At 31.3% G+C, this 17,258-nt stretch carries 19 protein-coding genes; all 19 read left to right on the plus strand.

Annotated features, from left to right (window positions below; all coding sequences use genetic code 11):
- The first annotated feature begins 56 nt into the window (after nt 1–56).
- The 19 genes from CP523_RS12415 to CP523_RS12505 all read left to right on the plus strand — a co-directional run bounded on the left by CP523_RS12415 (nt 57) and on the right by CP523_RS12505 (nt 17,198).
- Nucleotides 57–1,199: a 1-propanol dehydrogenase PduQ gene (locus CP523_RS12415; protein ID WP_066675347.1), complete on the plus strand. Its 1,143-nt coding sequence runs from the start codon at nt 57–59 to the stop codon at nt 1,197–1,199.
- Between the two features lie 499 nt (nt 1,200–1,698).
- Entirely contained in the window at nt 1,699–2,529 is an 831-nt protein-coding gene (locus tag CP523_RS12420; RefSeq protein ID WP_066675346.1) for a MerR family transcriptional regulator, read from the plus strand.
- A gap of 513 nt (nt 2,530–3,042) precedes the next feature.
- A complete protein-coding gene (locus CP523_RS12425; RefSeq protein ID WP_066675345.1) occupies nt 3,043–4,137 on the plus strand; it encodes a hypothetical protein in 1,095 nt (364 codons plus the stop codon).
- A 4-nt stretch (nt 4,138–4,141) separates the two neighbouring features.
- On the plus strand, nt 4,142–4,408 hold the full coding sequence (locus tag CP523_RS12430) for a hypothetical protein (protein WP_066675344.1): 267 nt from the start codon (nt 4,142–4,144) through the stop codon (nt 4,406–4,408).
- A 244-nt stretch (nt 4,409–4,652) separates the two neighbouring features.
- On the plus strand, nt 4,653–4,949 hold the full coding sequence (locus tag CP523_RS12435; RefSeq protein ID WP_066675342.1) for a BMC domain-containing protein: 297 nt from the start codon (nt 4,653–4,655) through the stop codon (nt 4,947–4,949).
- 29 nt (nt 4,950–4,978) lie between these two features.
- The gene (locus CP523_RS12440; RefSeq protein ID WP_066675340.1) at nt 4,979–5,287 is read left to right on the plus strand and encodes a BMC domain-containing protein; all 309 of its coding nucleotides are present in this window, start codon (nt 4,979–4,981) and stop codon (nt 5,285–5,287) included.
- Between the two features lie 34 nt (nt 5,288–5,321).
- Nucleotides 5,322–6,815 carry an aldehyde dehydrogenase family protein gene (locus CP523_RS12445; RefSeq protein ID WP_066675338.1) on the plus strand — a complete coding sequence of 498 codons (1,494 nt, stop codon included), beginning with the start codon at nt 5,322–5,324 and terminating at the stop codon, nt 6,813–6,815.
- Nucleotides 6,816–6,859: 44 nt separating this feature from the next.
- Nucleotides 6,860–9,400, plus strand: a complete 2,541-nt coding sequence (gene cutC / locus CP523_RS12450; protein ID WP_066675336.1) for a choline trimethylamine-lyase — start codon at nt 6,860–6,862, stop codon at nt 9,398–9,400.
- Nucleotides 9,401–9,532: 132 nt separating this feature from the next.
- Nucleotides 9,533–10,486, plus strand: a complete 954-nt coding sequence (cutD, locus tag CP523_RS12455) for a choline TMA-lyase-activating enzyme (RefSeq protein WP_066675333.1) — start codon at nt 9,533–9,535, stop codon at nt 10,484–10,486.
- Nucleotides 10,487–10,524: 38 nt separating this feature from the next.
- A complete protein-coding gene (locus CP523_RS12460; protein WP_066675331.1) occupies nt 10,525–10,878 on the plus strand; it encodes a BMC domain-containing protein in 354 nt (117 codons plus the stop codon).
- Nucleotides 10,875–11,321 carry a EutP/PduV family microcompartment system protein gene (locus CP523_RS12465; RefSeq protein WP_066675330.1) on the plus strand — a complete coding sequence of 149 codons (447 nt, stop codon included), beginning with the start codon at nt 10,875–10,877 and terminating at the stop codon, nt 11,319–11,321. The genes CP523_RS12460 and CP523_RS12465 overlap by 4 nt, the downstream gene beginning before the upstream one ends.
- 6 nt (nt 11,322–11,327) lie before the next feature.
- Entirely contained in the window at nt 11,328–12,047 is a 720-nt protein-coding gene (locus tag CP523_RS12470; RefSeq protein WP_066675328.1) for a cobalamin adenosyltransferase, read from the plus strand.
- Nucleotides 12,029–12,877, plus strand: a complete 849-nt coding sequence (eutJ, locus tag CP523_RS12475) for an ethanolamine utilization protein EutJ (protein ID WP_066675326.1) — start codon at nt 12,029–12,031, stop codon at nt 12,875–12,877. The genes CP523_RS12470 and eutJ overlap by 19 nt, the downstream gene beginning before the upstream one ends.
- Before the next feature lie 15 nt (nt 12,878–12,892).
- Nucleotides 12,893–13,198 carry a BMC domain-containing protein gene (locus CP523_RS12480; RefSeq protein WP_066675324.1) on the plus strand — a complete coding sequence of 102 codons (306 nt, stop codon included), beginning with the start codon at nt 12,893–12,895 and terminating at the stop codon, nt 13,196–13,198.
- On the plus strand, nt 13,192–13,455 hold the full coding sequence (locus tag CP523_RS12485) for a EutN/CcmL family microcompartment protein (protein WP_066675322.1): 264 nt from the start codon (nt 13,192–13,194) through the stop codon (nt 13,453–13,455). The genes CP523_RS12480 and CP523_RS12485 overlap by 7 nt, the downstream gene beginning before the upstream one ends.
- A gap of 75 nt (nt 13,456–13,530) precedes the next feature.
- Nucleotides 13,531–14,202, plus strand: coding sequence for a cupin domain-containing protein (locus CP523_RS12490; RefSeq protein WP_066675321.1), 672 nt, complete (start codon nt 13,531–13,533; stop codon nt 14,200–14,202).
- Nucleotides 14,203–14,223: 21 nt separating this feature from the next.
- Nucleotides 14,224–14,892: a BMC domain-containing protein gene (locus CP523_RS12495; RefSeq protein WP_066675319.1), complete on the plus strand. Its 669-nt coding sequence runs from the start codon at nt 14,224–14,226 to the stop codon at nt 14,890–14,892.
- Between the two features lie 63 nt (nt 14,893–14,955).
- Entirely contained in the window at nt 14,956–16,548 is a 1,593-nt protein-coding gene (locus tag CP523_RS12500) for an acetaldehyde dehydrogenase (acetylating) (protein WP_066675317.1), read from the plus strand.
- Nucleotides 16,548–17,198 (plus strand): phosphate propanoyltransferase, encoded by a 651-nt coding sequence (locus tag CP523_RS12505; RefSeq protein WP_066675315.1) that lies wholly within the window; start codon nt 16,548–16,550, stop codon nt 17,196–17,198. Before CP523_RS12500 ends, CP523_RS12505 begins: the two co-directional genes overlap by 1 nt.
- The last annotated feature ends 60 nt before the right edge of the window (nt 17,199–17,258 follow it).

A 17,258-nucleotide genomic window follows, 5' to 3' on the forward strand; every position in this document is an offset into this window, starting at 1 on the left:
CTATAAAGCTATATTCATTCATATCTTAAATATTTTTAATTTAGGAGAAGGTAGATATGAAAGAATTTAGTATTAATACAAGTGTTTATTTAGGACAAGGTGCTTTAGATAAACTAAATGAAATTAGAAATAAAAGAGTATTAATTGTATGTGACAAATTTATGGAAACATCAGGAGTTGCTGCAAAGATACAAGGTAAACTTGTTGATTGCGAAGTAGCTATATATAGTGATATAGTTCCTGATCCATCTCTAGAAATTGTTGCAGCAGGTATCCAAAAGCTAAAAAGTTGTAATGCAGAGATTCTTATAGCTCTTGGTGGAGGTTCATCAATTGATGGAGCTAAAGCAATTAGAGAATATGCTAAAAAAGTTGCTGGAGGTGTTTCTTCTATAGAAGCATTTTATGCTATACCTACTACAAGTGGGACAGGCTCTGAAGTAACTGAGTATGCAGTAATTACAAATAAACAAGAGGGGTTAAAGTATGCTCTTGCAGATAAATCACTTCTTGCAGATTATGCTATACTTGATCCAGAGTTAGTAAAAACTGTACCTAAAGCTATAACTGCTGATACAGGAATGGATGTAATTACACATGCTATAGAGGCATATGTTTCAAATACAGCAACTGATTTTTCAGATGCTTTAGCAGAGAAAGCATTAACTTTAGCTTTTAGATTTTTACCACAAGCTTATTTTGATGGAAACGATATAATGGCAAGAGAAAAGCTTCATAATGCATCATGCCTTGCTGGTATGGCATTTAATGCATCTGGACTTGGAGTTACTCATAGTTTAGCTCATGCAATTGGAGGAAAATTACATATTCCTCATGGAAGAAGTAACGCAATGATACTTCCTTATATAATTGAATATAATGCTAACTTAAATAAAGATTCTTTTAAAGTTGAATATACTTTAGCTGCAAAAAAATATCAAAGACTTGCAAAATTATTAAATTTACATGCAACAAATGTAAATATAGGAGTAAATAATTTAATCAGAAGTATTGTAGAACTTCAAAATACATTAATGATTCCAAGAACATTAAAAGAGCAAGGAACTGATATTGAACTAGCTAAATCAATAAGAGAAGAAGTTGTGGAAGCAGCTCTTAATGATATTTGTACAAAGGCAAATCCAAGAGAAGCAACACGTAACGACTTACTAGAGCTTTTTGATAGAGTTTTAGGATAGACATTAAATTTAAAACCACTCATTTAGAGTGGTTTTTTACGTATAATGGGTGCGGATAATAATATTTATAACAATTTTATTATTAATAAATAAATCTTATCTGTTAATACATCTTGTAAATGTTTTATATTAAGATGAATTTTTAGGTTATATTTATTAGGTTATATTTATAATGAAGTAATTTAAAAGGTTTTTTTAGTTTTGTTTGTAGGGGACAATATTATTTGTAAAGAAAAGTGTTAAATCTATAATTTTAGTGTTAGTAAAAAACTTATTAAAAAATTAAAGTTTTTAAATTATGGTTTTATATGTTTAGAGGTTTATAGCTTCTAAATAAAGTAGTCTATGGTTTTAAATTAGCATAATGACTATAAGGACTTCTCAATTAATGTTTTATATTTGGTTGGGGGAATCCTTTATATAAAGTTTTAAGAGCAATAAAATCTAACTAGTTTAGATTTTACAAGGGGCTAAAATATTATAGAAAGGTGGACTTAGTATGGAACAAGAGTTGTATTCAATAGGTAAAGTTGGAGAGATATGCAAAATAACACCTAAAGCGTTAAGGTATTATGACAAAATGGGAGTGCTATCACCTAATAAGGTATCAAATGATAATGGGTACAGATATTATAGCAAAAAGAATTTGTTAGCGGTACCGGTTATAAAGTACTATAAGCAAAGTGGATTTAAACTTGAAGAAATGAAAGAGTTTTTAGAGGGAACAACATACGATTTTTTTGATAAAAGATTTAGAAGTAAAATTGATGAGCTAGGGGAGTTAGAAAAAGAAATAAACTTAAAGAAAAGATCTGTTAAAGATTGGCATGACTTGATAGTTGAAGCTCAAATGGTAATTGAAAATAATGCTTGTGATGTATCAGTAAAGTATATAGATAATAAAACTGTAACTTTTTTTAATCAAGGCTTTAAATATGATTATATGGATTCTATAATTAATATAGAATTCAGTAATTACATAGATAATATGAATAATGCGGTAACAGGTCCTGTGATTATATGTTTTCCTTCCTTTAGGGACAAGGTTCAAGGAAAGTGTGATAAGGTAAAAATAATGCAACAAACAATTCTAAAGTGTAGAGAGGAAGTAACAGAAGAATTTGGAGGTTGGATGGCTGTAGCTTGTTACCATATAGGAGCTCATGAAACCATTAATGAAACCTATAAAAAGATGGAGAAATGGTCTAAAGATCATGGTTATATATGTTGTGATGAATCTTATGAGAGATATGTAACTGATTATTGGACAACTAAGAATACAGATAAATTTGTAACAGAAATTTTAATTAAAATTAAGAAGAAGTCATAATTTACATAATTTGAAAACGTTACCCCAGGGGTAAGGTATACAAGAATATAAAGAGTGAATATGTAAAAATTCATAATATTTTAAATGAAAAAAATTAAAGTTTTTTGTTTAAATATTATGGATTTTTTCTTTTGTAAGCTTTACTTAATATAGAAGTATATTATTTTAAATTATCTTAAAGCCTTATATTTAAAGGGGTTATAATTGTTTACTTTTCTTATAAATCGACAATTATTTTGTAAATATTTAAATTTATTAAAATACTTATTGACCTTACCCTAAAGGGAAAGGAATATAATTTAGTTGTAGAAAAGATATAAATAAGATATGAACTGGAAAGTTAGCAATATAGTTTAGAAATGAAATATCAATTATAACAACCACAAAAAAGATATTCATTACTATAAGGGGAAGGTTTTAGGAGGTAAAGATTCAAAGGGGGATGTTAAGTATATATTTTATTATATTAATAATTAATATATATATTTTTTGTTGAAAGGAGATTTAATTTTTATGTGTGAAGTTTCAAAAGGAGTAAGCACCGAAGCTTTAGTTGCCAAAAAGAAATTAGCAAGTAATTTCTTTAAAAAGGGTATATCCCTAGCTTTATTTTCAGGACTTGCCTATGGATTATACACAGCGTTTTTAACCATGGGTATGACAAAAGGTGTTTGGGGGGACTGGTACGGCGTTAATACAGCAGGATTATCAGCATTTGTTATAGCATATTTGCTTGCAGCACTTGGTAATGCAATTAATGATACATGTAGTGCTATATGGGCTCTTGGATACGCTGTAGTTAAAGGTAAATTTGGTGATTTCTTAAGATGTATAAACACTAGCCCAGGACGTATTATGATAATAGCAGCACTTATTGGAGGACCTATAGCTGGTACAGCTTATGTTATAGCTCTTCAAATGGCTGGATCAATAGTTGTTCCTATATCAGCACTTTGTCCTGCTATAGCAGCTATATTAGGTAGAGTTTTATATAAACAAGAATTAAATAAGCGTATGGCTTTTGGAATAGGAATTTGTGTATTTGCTAGTTTCTTAATAGGTAGTACAGGTTTCAGTGGTGGAGCTTCAGCTAGTACTTTTATCGGTATTGCAATAGCATGCATCGCAGCTTTAGGATGGGGGTTTGAAGGTTGCGTAGCTGGATATGGTACAGCTATGATAGATCCAGAAATCGGAATTTGTATTCGTCAAGTAACATCAGGTATAGCTAACTTATTTATTTTAGTTCCTATATTTGGCATTATGGCTGGTGGAGTAAATATTTCAGTAGATCTTGCTGTACAAGCATTTACAAGTGCACCTGCAATGTTCTGGTTTGTTTTAAGTGGTCTTTTATCATTCATTACATTTATGACATGGTATGCTGGAAACAGTATGTGTGGAGCTGGTCTTGGAACTGCTTGTAATGGAACATATTCATTCTTTGGTCCACTATTCTGCTTATTATTATTAGGAGTATATGGTGGAATGGACGGATGGTCATTACCTTCAGTTGCATGGATAGGTGCAATAGTAATGATGTTTGGTATTCTTACAATATCTATGAATCCACTTGATTTATTTAGAAGAAAAAAAGAGGAGGTTTAAATAGATGAAGCCACTTAATTATGCAATTTTAAAACATTTCACTAAAGTTGAAGAAGCTTGTGCAGATGATATTATAGAGGCGTTAAAAGGTGAATATGGAAACTTTAAGGCATTTAAGAAACAGTCTATAATTAATGCTTTAATGACAGCAGAAGCTAATGGACTTATAGAAGAAACAAGATTTGATTTAGATGAAAATAAGGAGTTAAGAGTTTATTATCACGCACACGAAGAAGGAGTTGCAACAATTAATAAATATATTAAAGATTAATTTTAAATAATTTAAAGTGATTTTCTTAACAGTGTATTTAATAAATTTATTTTACGATATAGTAGAGAACGAAATTATCGGAAGATTTTTAATATTTTGAATAAAATTATTCTTTATGTAATAAAGAATCTCATTAAGATATGTAATAAATAAAATATACATATGATCAAAATATAAATTATAAAATTTATATAATTTACTAAACAAAAATATAATTAGTTAGGTCATAAAGGAGGCTTTATCAATGAGATATTATGGAAATGAAGCTTTAGGTCTTGTGGAAACAATAGGATTAGTTCCTGCACTCCATGCTGCAGATCAAATGCTAAAAGCTGCCAATGTTGAATTAATTTCATATGAAAATGTTGGTTCAACACTTGTTACAGTTATGGTAAAAGGCGATGTTGGAGCAGTTAAATCTGCTGTAGAAGCAGGAGCTAGAGCTGCAGCATCAGTTGGAAAATTAACAGCACACAATGTTATGCCACGTCCAATTAAACCAGTTGGTGATATTGTTTCAGTGCATGATGTTGATTTATAAGATTATTATTTGAAGGGAATGGTACGCATATGGCAAGATATGAAGCTTTAGGGCTAATTGAGACTTTTGGTTTAGTTTTTGCTTTAGAGGCAGCAGATGCAATGTGTAAAGCATCAAATGTTGAACTTGAAGGATATGCAAATGTTGCATCAGGTTATATAACTGTATTAGTTCGTGGTGATGTTGGTGCTTGTAAGGCAGCAGTAGATGCTGGAGTTGCTGCAGTTGAAGCAATGGAAGGTGCAAATCTTTATAGTTCAATGGTTATTCCAAGACCTCATCAAGATATTGAAAAAATAATAAAACGTTATGAGCTTGTGAATCTTATAGGAGAATAGAAAATAAAATTTTTTTCTAAAAGGGGGAGGAGAAATGAATATTATAGATAATGATTTACTCTCCATGCAGGAAGCGAGAATTCTTGTTGAAAATGCTCGTGAGGCACAAAAGAAATTAGCAACTTTTCCTCAAGAGAAACTTGATGAAATAGTTGAAAGAATGGTTGAAGAAGTTGAAAAGCATTTAAAAGAATTTGCCCAAATGTCTAATGAAGAAACTGAATATGGAAGATGGGAAGACAAATATATAAAGAATAGTTTCGTATGTAAGTATCTTAGAGATAGACTACAAGGTATGAAATGTGTAGGAATAATAAATAAGGACAAGGAAAACAATACAATGGATGTTGGAGTTCCTATGGGTGTTATCATAGCATTTTGCCCAGCAACTAGTCCAATTTCTACAACAATATATAAGGCATTAATTGCAATTAAGTCAGGAAATGCAATTATATTTTCACCACATCCAAGGGCTAAGAATACAATTTCTAAAACTGTTGATATTTTAATTAGAGCAGCACAGGGAGTAGGACTTCCAGAAGGAGCTCTTGCATACTTGCATACAGTAATGGCAAGTGGTTCATTAGAACTTATGAATCATAAAGATACTTCATTAATAATGAACACTGGCGTTCCTGAAATGCTTGATGCTGCTTATAAATCTGGTAAACCAGTAATTTATGGGGGCAATGGAAATGGACCAGCATTTATAGAGCGTACAGCTGATATAGAACAAGCTGTTAAAGACATTATTAGTAGTAAGAACTTTGATTACGGAGTAGTTTCTGCAGCTGAACAATCAATAGTTGTTGATAGTTGCATTGTAGCTGAAGTAAAAAAAGCACTTCAAAAAAATGGTGGATATTTTATGACACAAGAGGAATCAGAAAAGTTAGGAGATATATTCTTTTATAAAGATGGAAGCCCTAATTTAGAGGTAATTGGTAAGTGTCCACAATTTTTAGCTAAAAAAGCTGGATTTACTGTTTCAGATGATGTAAAGGTTCTTATTTCAGAACAAAAATTTGTTTCTAACAGTAATCCTTATTCAAGAGAAAAACTTTGTCCTGTATTAGCATTTTATATAGAAGATGATTGGATGCATGCTTGTGAAAAGTGTATAGAGCTGTTACTAAGTGAAAGGCAAGGACACACATTAGTTATACATTCAAGAGATGAAGATGTTATTCAGCAATTTGCATTAAAAAAGCCAGTTGGAAGAGTACTTGTTAATACATCTGGTACTTTTGGAAGTATGGGGGCAACTACAAATTTATTTCCATCAATGACTTTAGGTAGTGGATCAGCTGGTGAAGGAATGACTTCAGACAATGTTTCACCTATGAATTTAATATATGTACGTAAAATTGGATATGGAGTTAGAAAAGTAGATGAAATGCTTAAATTATTAGAGCCTAAAGATAACTCTTCATACACAGTTTTAGAAAATAGTGTAAGTAAAAATGAAATAGATAATGTTAAGTTATTAGAAAGTATTTTAAAGAAAATATTAAGTGAATTAAAGTAAAGAAATTATATTTATAAGATAAGTATAGGAAGCGAGGTAATAAAGTGGATATTCGTGAATTTTCAAGTAAACTTATGGAAGCTACTCAAAACATGTCCGATGAAGAACGTGCTAATTTAATGGAAATGTTTAAAAAGGTTTCTAGTGAAATAACAAAAGAAGAACAAACAACTGTAAATGTTGCAACTAATAATAATGGAGAAATTCCAGATGGAATAACAGAACGTTTAGTTAAGTTAAAGGAAAATTACTTAAAACAAGTTCCATCAATAACAACTCATCGTGCAAGAGCTATTACTAAAATAGCTAAAGAAAACCCTGGTATACCTAAATCAGTTTTACGTGGTAAATGTTTCAAGCATTGTTGTGAAACAGCACCATTAGTAATTCAAGATAATGAACTTATTGTTGGAGCACCAAATGGAAAGCCACGTGCAGGTGCATTTTCACCTGATATAGCTTGGAGATGGATGGTTGATGAAATAGATACTATAGGAACTCGTCCACAAGATCCATTCTACATATCAGAAGAAGATAAAAAGATTATGCGTGAAGAACTTTTCCCATTCTGGAAAGGAAAATCAGTAGATGAATATTGTGAAGATCAATATCGTGAAGCTGGAGTATGGGAACTTTCAGGAGAGTCTTTCGTTTCAGATTGCTCATACCATGCAGTAAATGGTGGAGGAGACTCTAACCCAGGATACGATGTAATATTAATGAAAAAGGGTATGCTTGATGTAAAGAGAGAAGCAGAAGAAAAATTAGCTAATCTTAATTATGAAAACCCAGAAGATATAGATAAAATTTACTTCTACAAATCATTAATTGATACTGCAGAAGGAGTTATGATATATGCTAAACGTATGTCAGATTATGCAGCTGAATTAGCAGCAAAAGAAACTAACCCTAAGCGTAAAGCAGAGCTTTTAAAAATCTCTGAAGTAAATGCTAAAGTCCCAGCACATAAGCCAACAACTTTCTGGGAAGCAATTCAAGCTGTTTGGACTATAGAATCACTATTAGTAGTTGAAGAAAACCAAACAGGTATGTCAATAGGTCGTGTTGACCAATATATGTATCCATTCTATAAAGCAGATATTGAATCAGGACGTATGACTGACTTTGAAGCATTTGAATTAGCAGGATGTATGCTTATAAAAATGTCTGAAATGATGTGGATAACAAGTGAAGGTGGTTCTAAATTCTTCGCAGGTTACCAACCATTTGTTAATATGTGCTTAGGTGGTGTTACTAGAGAAGGCCGTGATGCTACAAATGAATTAACTTATTTATTAATGGATGCTGTTCGTCACGTTAAAATATATCAACCATCTTTAGCTTGTCGTATCCATAAAGGATCACCAAACAAGTACCTTAAGAAGATAGTTGAAGTTATTCGTGCAGGTATGGGATTCCCAGCATGTCACTTTGATGATGTTCATATAAAGATGATGTTAGCAAAGGGTGTTTCTATAGAAGATGCAAGAGATTACTGTTTAATGGGATGCGTTGAGCCTCAAAAATCAGGAAGATTATATCAATGGACTTCTACAGGATATACTCAATGGCCAATATGTATAGAATTAGTTTTAAATCAAGGTGTGCCTTTATGGTATGGAAAACAAGTATGTCCTAATATGGGAGACTTAAGCCAATTTAAAACTTATGAACAATTTGAAGCTGCTGTTAAGGAGCAAATTAAGTACATTACTAAATGGACAAGTGTTGCTACAGTAATTTCTCAACGTGTTCATAGAGAACTTGCTCCAAAGCCACTTATGTCAATTATGTATGAAGGATGTATGGAAAATGGTAGAGGTGTAGAAGCTGGTGGAGCTATGTACAACTTCGGACCTGGAGTAGTATGGAGTGGTTTAGCTACTTACACAGATTCTATGGCAGCTATAAAGAAATTAGTATTTGAAGAAAAGAAATATACTTTACAAGAATTAAATGAAGCATTAAAAGCTGACTTTGTTGGATACGAAAAATTAAGAAAAGATTGTTTAGAAGCACCTAAGTATGGTAATGACGATGACTATGCAGATTACATTGCTGCTGATTTAATTAACTTTACTGAAAGAGAACATCGTAAGTATAAGACATTATATTCAGTTCTTAGTCATGGTACTTTATCAATTTCAAATAATACTCCATTTGGACAAATGACTGGAGCTACAGCAAATGGACGTAGAGCATGGATGCCTTTATCAGATGGTATAAGTCCATCTCAAGGATCTGACTTTAAGGGACCTACTTCTATAATAAAATCTGTTTCTAAAATGTCTTGTGAAGACATGAATATAGGTATGGTTCATAACTTTAAGCTAATATCTGGTCTTCTTGATACAAAAGAAGGTGAACAAGGAATAATTACATTGTTACGTAGTGCATGTGCTCTTCAACTTGGAGAAGTTCAATTTAACTACTTAGATAACAATACATTAATAGAAGCACAAAAACATCCAGATCAATATCGTGATTTAATTGTTCGTGTTGCTGGATATAGTGCATTCTTCGTTGAGTTATGTAAAGATGTTCAAGATGAAATTATAAGTAGAACTATGTTAACACATTTCTAATAAATAAAAATATAAAATTAAACTACTTAGATTAAAACTTATGAAGTCTATAATCTAGAGAGTTTCTGTAGATTATAGATTTCAATTAAGATATATTAAAAATCCAAGTAGGTCAAACTGGAGAATGAAGATATGAGTAATGGAAATTTAGGTATAATCCAACGAAAAGCAACGATTTTTAATATACAAAAATATAATATGTACGACGGAGATGGAATAAGAACTTTAATATTTTTCCAAGGATGTCCTCTTCGTTGTAAATGGTGTGCAAATCCTGAAGGAATGATTAGAAAGTATAGAGTTATGCTAAAAAGCAATTTATGTATTAACTGTGGAGAATGTGTTTCAGTTTGTCCAGTGGGAATACATACTATATCTAATGAGACTTTAAAGCATGAAGTTAATCACAATATTGATTGTATAGGATGTGGCAAATGTAAAGATGCTTGCCTTAAATCAGCACTATCAATAGTTGGAGAAGAAAAAACTATTTCTGAACTTCTAGAAATCATAGAAGAAGATAGAACTTTCTATGAAATGTCAGGTGGTGGAGTTACATTAGGTGGCGGAGAAGTGTTGATGCAACCAGAAGCTGCAAGTAGTTTATTAATGGCATGTAAGCAAGAAGGCATAAATACTGCAATTGAAACCTGTGGATATGCAAAGTTAGAATCAGTACTTAAGGTTGCGGAGTTTACAGATTTATTCCTATTTGATATTAAGCATATTGATTCTGACAAACATTTTGAGTTAACAGGAGTAAGGAATGAACAAATTTTAGAAAATCTTAAAGCACTTCTTAATGGTAAATACAATGTACAAATTCGTATGCCTTTATTAAAGGGTATAAATGATTCACAAGAAGCTATTGAAGGAGCTATGGAATTTTTAAAACCATATAAAGATTATAAGAATTTTAGAGGAGTTGATTTACTTCCATATCATAAAATGGGAGTAAATAAATACAACCAATTAGGAATTGAATACCCTATAAAGGGAGACCCAAGTTTAAATAGTGAAGATTTAGATAGAATTGAAGGATGGGTAAAAAAATATGATTTACCTGTAAAAGTAATTCGCCATTAAATAAATTTCAAATATATAAAGTATGGAGGGGAAGATTTATGGAAGATTTTCTTGATGGAAAAATTCAGCGTATTGTACAGGAGTCAGTTCCAGGAAAACAAATTACTATAGCTCATGTTATTGCTTCACCTATGCCTGATATATATGAACGTTTAGGAATAGATGAAAAAGGAGCAATAGGTATTTTAACTCTTTCTCCATATGAAACTGCTATTATTGCAGCAGATATTGCTACAAAGGTTGCAGATGTTAATATTGGATTTCTAGATCGTTTTACAGGTTCTGTTGTAATAAGTGGTGATGTTCAAAGTGTTGAAACAGCACTTGATGCAGTAAATAATACTTTAAGGGATATGCTTGGATTTACTCCGGCTGCTATTACAAGAACATGAAAAGAAAACGCATAATGGTAATTGGTCCTTCAAGGTGTGGAAAAACCACATTAGTTAATGCATTAAATGATTATAAAGGTCCATTAAGAAGAACACCAGATTTAATTTATGGTAAAAATACAATCGATGTTCCAGCTGCCTATGTAGAGAATGCATGGATGTATAAGAATATAATTGCCACAGCTCAAGATGCATCTCATGTGCTTATATTAGTAGATCAATCTAACTGCACTGAAATATATTCTTATGGATTTGCAAAGTGTTTTAGATGTCCAGTAATTGGAGTTATAACTAAGTGTGATTTATCACCAGAAAATGAAAAGAAATGCTTGAAACAGCTAAAGGATATAGGTGTATTAGAACCATATTTTCATGTTAGTTTTCCAATGGAAATAGGAATTAATGATTTAAAGCAGTATTTATTCGGAAAAGGTGAGGAGTAAAGGTCAATGATGAAATTTATTACGGAAGAGTATTTAAGAGATCTATATAGAAAAGAACCTTTTAATACCTACAAGTTACAACAAGGACAACGCCTTACACCTGGAGCAGCTCAATATTTATCTGATAAGAGAATAAAAATAAGTGATAATAAACCAAAAAATAAAAATAACGCTTCTAAAAATAATATGAAATTTAATGAAATTGAAGATAAACAAATAGAAAACAACGAAACTGAAATAGTTAAAAAATCTGAAAAGAGTAGTTTAGATTTGCAAAAGAGATTTTGCTATAAATTAAAAGCTATAGAATCAGAAATTCTTATTATTAGTAGTGAAATATTAAAAGAAGATATATTTTTAGCACAAAATATTATAAATTTAGGCAAAAAGATATCAAACATAAGAAATTTTATAAGTGGAAAAGGTCCTCTTGAAGTTATTATTTGTAAAGAATGTACTGGAATTAAGTTATCAGATTTTGCAAGTGAACTTGAAGATTGTTTTGAAATAACAGAGTTTCATATTCAGCTAAAAAATAGTAATTCAATTTTAAAGATGCATACACTCCGCTGTAAATTACAAGAATTAAAATTTGAACTAGCTGAAATTTATGAAAATGATGATACGAGAAATGAAATTATGAGAAATCTTAATTCAATAATTAATTCACTATCTCAATTAATTTGTTCAGCAGTAGGAGGGAAAGAATGTCAGAGAAAAGAGTAAACTTCGAAGATTGTGATAATCTAGTTAGAAAGTTTGAAGAAGTTATAGAAAATCCAATTCTTAAAGAATCTTCTGTTTATTATACAGGTGTAGATTTAGGAACTGCTTGCATTGTACTTGCTGTTTTAGATGAAAACTATCAGCCAGTTGCAGGAGCATATAGATATGCAGATGTAGTTCGTGATGGAATGGTTGTTGATTATCTAGGAGCTGTAAAAATTGTTAGAGAGCTTAAGGAAGAAATCGAAGAAAAACTTAATACTGAGCTGATTTATGCAGCAGCTGCAATTCCACCTGGAACTGATGCTTTAGATTCTGGAGCAATTAAAAATGTAGTTCAAGCTGCAGGATTTGAACTTACATGTCTTTTAGATGAACCTACTGCTGCAAATGCTGTACTTAAAATTGAAAATGGTGCAGTTGTTGATATTGGTGGAGGAACAACCGGAATATCAGTTTTAAAAGATGGAAAAGTTGTTTATGTAGTAGATGAACCGACAGGGGGCACTCATTTTTCACTAGTTATTTCAGGAGCATATAAGATGCCATTTAAAGAAGCAGATAAATTTAAAAGAGATAATAAAAATCATAAGGAGATTCTACCATTATTAAAACCAGTAGTTGAAAAGGTAGCATCTATTATCACTACAAATGTTAATAATTATGATGTTAAAGAGATATCTTTAGTAGGTGGTACTTGTTGCTTAACAGGAATTGAAGAAATTATTAATAAGAAAACAGGAATATATACTCATAAACCTAAAAACCCTATGTTTGTTACACCGCTAGGAATAGCATTAAATTGTACACAAGACATTATTGAAGAATAAGGAGAGTGTTTAAAAGTGGATTTTCGAATTATAAAATCTCCCTCCAAAAACACTAAAGATATTCTAAGAAGAAGAATGGGAGGAGAGGGTATAAAAGAACTAGATAGTGCTGATGCAATAGGTCTTGTTCAAGGCAAGCTTATTGATATGATTTATGTTGCCGATATTGCAGAGAAAGCTGTTGGAGTTACTGTTTCAGATATTAGAGGGACATGTCCACAACACATGGTTTTACTTGGTATTTTTGGCGATACAGCATCAGTTGAATCTGCAATAAAGGAGATACAGCTGAAAATGAAGGAAGGTAAAAAAGTATGTTAGTAGCAAGACTGGTTCATAATGTATGGGCAACTAGAAAAGCAGATTCACTTACAGGACTTAAATTTATGTTAGCTGAAGAGATTAGCGATAAAGGAGAAGGCAACAGATTTGTTGTTGTTGACATTATCGGAGCAGGTGTTGGTGATAGAGTTATTATCAGTACTGGATCATCAGCTCGCAAAATGCTAGGGGATGATAATATCCCAGTAGATGCAGTTGTTGTTGGAATAATTGACAATGATTGTACTTTTGAGTAAAACACAATCTTTTTAATAATATAGGGTTTTAGGATTAGAATATATACTAAAAATTATTTGAAAGGATGTGATAAAGTGAAGAAATTAATTTGTGCAAAAGATATTGAGGAGTTAATAGTAAATGGCAAGAAGACTTTTTATATTGATGGTAGTGAAATAATCACACCAGCAGCTCAAGATCTTGCAATAAATAATCAAATAAAATTTACTAATGAATCTCCTAAAGTAGAAGCATCAACAACACAAAAGTTAGATCCTATAAAATGTCCAAATATAGAAGGATTAGATAGTGACACATTAGTTAAATTCTTTAAAGTTTTAATGGAAAAAGGATTATTACAAGACTTACTTGAATGCTTAAAACCAAAAAATACTTTATTTGATGCTGAATGTGATCCTAGTGGACTTAAGGTAGTTAGAGGAAATACTGTAAAAATGGATGTGTTTGATACTGGAGATCCAAATGTAAGAGCATATTTCCAAGAGTTAGTAAGTAAAGAAGAATCAAAAATGAGCGCTGGATTTTTAGTTATTGAAAATTCAAAGTTTGAATGGGAACTAACTTATGAAGAAATTGATTATGTTATTGAAGGTACTTTAACAGTAGAAATTAACGGAAAGACATATACAGCACATGCTGGAGATGTGTTATTTGTACCATCAGGCTCTAAAGTAGTGTGGGGATCACCAGATAAGGCTAGGGTATTTTATTCAACTTATCCAGCAAACTGGGCAGATCTTTTATAGAAAAAATAGGAGGATAAGCCTATGTACGCACTTGGTTTAATAGAAACAAAAGGATTACTTCCAGCTATTGAGGCTGCTGATGTAATGGTTAAATCAGCTGACGTAAGTATTGTTGAAAAATCTTATGTTGGAGGAGCACTTGTTACAATTTTAATTAAGGGTGATGTAGCAGCAGTAAAGGCAGCTATAGAAGCAGGAGCAGCAGCAGTTAAGAAAATTGATGAAAGATATTTAATTTCAGAACATGTTATTCCAAGACCACATGAGGAGTTAGATGGAATAATAGGACCTAATACACCTGATAATTCACAATCTGAAAAAGAAGATAACTTAGAAGAAAGTGAAGAGGAATTAGAAAGTTTTGAAGAAGTTTCAAAAGAAACAAAAGATCATATAGAAAATATTGAAGAAGCTAAAGAAATTCTAGAGGAGCATCAAGAAGTTTTAGATGTTGATTTAGATAAACAAAAAGGTGTTAATCTAGAAGATTTACATAAAGAAGATGTAGATAATTTAGTAAATAATGATGGAATAGAAAAAACAATTTTAACGTTATCTAAACTAAAGGTTGTTAAGCTTAGAAACTTAGCTCGTGAATATAATGATTTTGTAATTAAGGGTAGAAGTATTTCAAAAGCTGATAAGAATTTATTACTTACAAAGTTTAGATTATATTACTATAATAAATAGTTAAATTAACAAAAGAAACTAAAGAGTTTAGATAGCTATTTTATGAAAGGAAGGAAGAACAACATGGAAATTTTTGACCAAGACTTACATTCAATACAAGAAGCAAGAAATATTGCTAGACTTGGAAAAGTAGCTGCAAATAAAATTGCTACATATACTGAAGAACAAATAGATAGAATATTATGTAATATGGTTAAAGTGGCAAAAGAAAATTCTGTTTGCTTAGCTCAAATGGCAGTTGAAGAAACAGGATTTGGTAAAGTTGAAGATAAGACTTATAAAAACCATTTAGCATCTACTACATTATATGAATCAATTAAAGATATGAAAACTATAGGAATAATTAGAGAAGATGAGGTAAATAAGACTATAGAAATCGCTGAACCAGTTGGTTTAGTTATGGGTATAGTACCATCAACAAATCCAACTTCTACTGCAATATTTAAAGCGATGATTGCTATTAAATCACGTAATGCTATAGTATTTTCACCACACCCATCTGCAGCAAAATGTACAAATAAAGCAGCAGAATTAATGTATAAGGCAGCAGTAGAAGCTGGAGCACCAGAAAATATTATAACTTGTATAAAGAAACCAACAATTGTAGCTACAAATGAATTAATGAAATGTAATGAAGTTTCTATAATAATAGCTACAGGTGGACCAGGAATGGTTAAAGCAGCTTATAGCTCAGGAAAACCAGCTCTTGGTGTTGGTGCAGGAAACTCTCCAGCATATATTGAAAGAACTGCTAATATAGAACAGGCTGTTAGAAATATTATAGCAAGTAAGACTTTTGATAATGGTACAATCTGTGCATCAGAACAATCAATTATCTGTGAAGAATGTAACCATGATGCAGTTGTTGCAGAGTTTAAAAAACAAGGTGGATATTTTATGACAGATGAAGAAACTGATAAAGTTTGTAAACTGTTATTTAAAAATGGACACGCTATGAATGCTAAATTTGTTGGAAGAAGCCCACAAGTTATTGCAACAGCAGCAGGATTTACAGTTCCTCAAGAAACAAAAGTACTTATAGGAAGACAAAACGGAGTAGGCGATGGTAACCCATTATCATATGAAAAACTTACAACAGTTCTTGGTTTCTACACAGTAAAGGATTGGAAAGAAGCATGTGATTTAAGTATTGAATTACTTCAAAATGGAATTGGTCATACAATGAGCATACATACTTCTGATAGAGATATGGTTATGAAGTTCTCAGCTAAACCAGCTTCTCGTATCCTTGTTAATACTGGTGGAGCACAAGGAGGAACTGGTGCAAGTACAGGACTTAACCCATCATTTACTTTAGGATGCGGTACATGGGGAGGAAGCTCAGTATCAGAAAATGTTACTCCAGAGCATTTAATAAATGTAAAGAGAGTTGCATATGGTTTAAAAGACTGTGCAACATTAGCAATAAATGATCCAACTTTCAATTGTATAAAAACAGCAGAAAATTGTCATGCAGTTCAAAATTCATATATGAATATGAGCCCAGATCAAATAGTGGCAGCAGCTTTAAGTAAAGTTAATGATACAGTTCAAAATACTAACACTTGTACTGAATGTAATGGTGGAAGTGAAACAAATGAAGAAATTTTAGATTTAGTAAATCAAATAATTGCTACTATGAAGAGGAATAACTAATGGATAATTGTGAAGCACTACTAAAGCTTTTATTAGAAGCTGTTAAAGATAAAGGAATAAACACTGAGGTAATTGAAAACTCAAATGAAATACCAGTGGGAATTTCAAATAGACATGTACATCTTTCACAAAGAGATCTTGATAAGCTATTTGGAGAAGGATATAAATTAACAAAAATCAAAGAATTATCTCAACCAGGACAATATGCTTGTAAGGAAACAGTAACAATTTGCGGTCCAAAAGGAGCAATTGAAAAAGTTAGAATACTTGGCCCAGTAAGAAGCAAATCTCAAATTGAGGTATTAATGGGAGATTGCATTAAACTTGGAGCAGCACCTCATGTAAGGTTGTCTGGAGAATTAAATAAAACATCTGGAATTACAGTAATTGGTCCAAATGGTTCTGTTCAACTTGAAGAAGGTTTGATAGTTGCACAAAGACATATTCATATGACACCTGAAGATGCAAAAAAATTAGGAGTATGTGATGGTGAGATAGTATCTATAAAATTTGATAATTTAAGAGGTGGAACATATAGTAATGTAGCTATTAGAGCTAATGATACTTCAAAGCTTGAGTGCCATCTTGATATTGAAGAAGCTAATGCTGTTGGCATTAACTCAAAATCAAAAATAACAATAGTAAAATAATAAAATTAAAATAAAAGTTTATAATTAAAAAATAAAAATATAAAAAGGATATTTTAGGAG

The organism is Clostridium septicum, assembly GCF_003606265.1.
GTDB lineage: Bacteria > Bacillota > Clostridia > Clostridiales > Clostridiaceae > Clostridium > Clostridium septicum.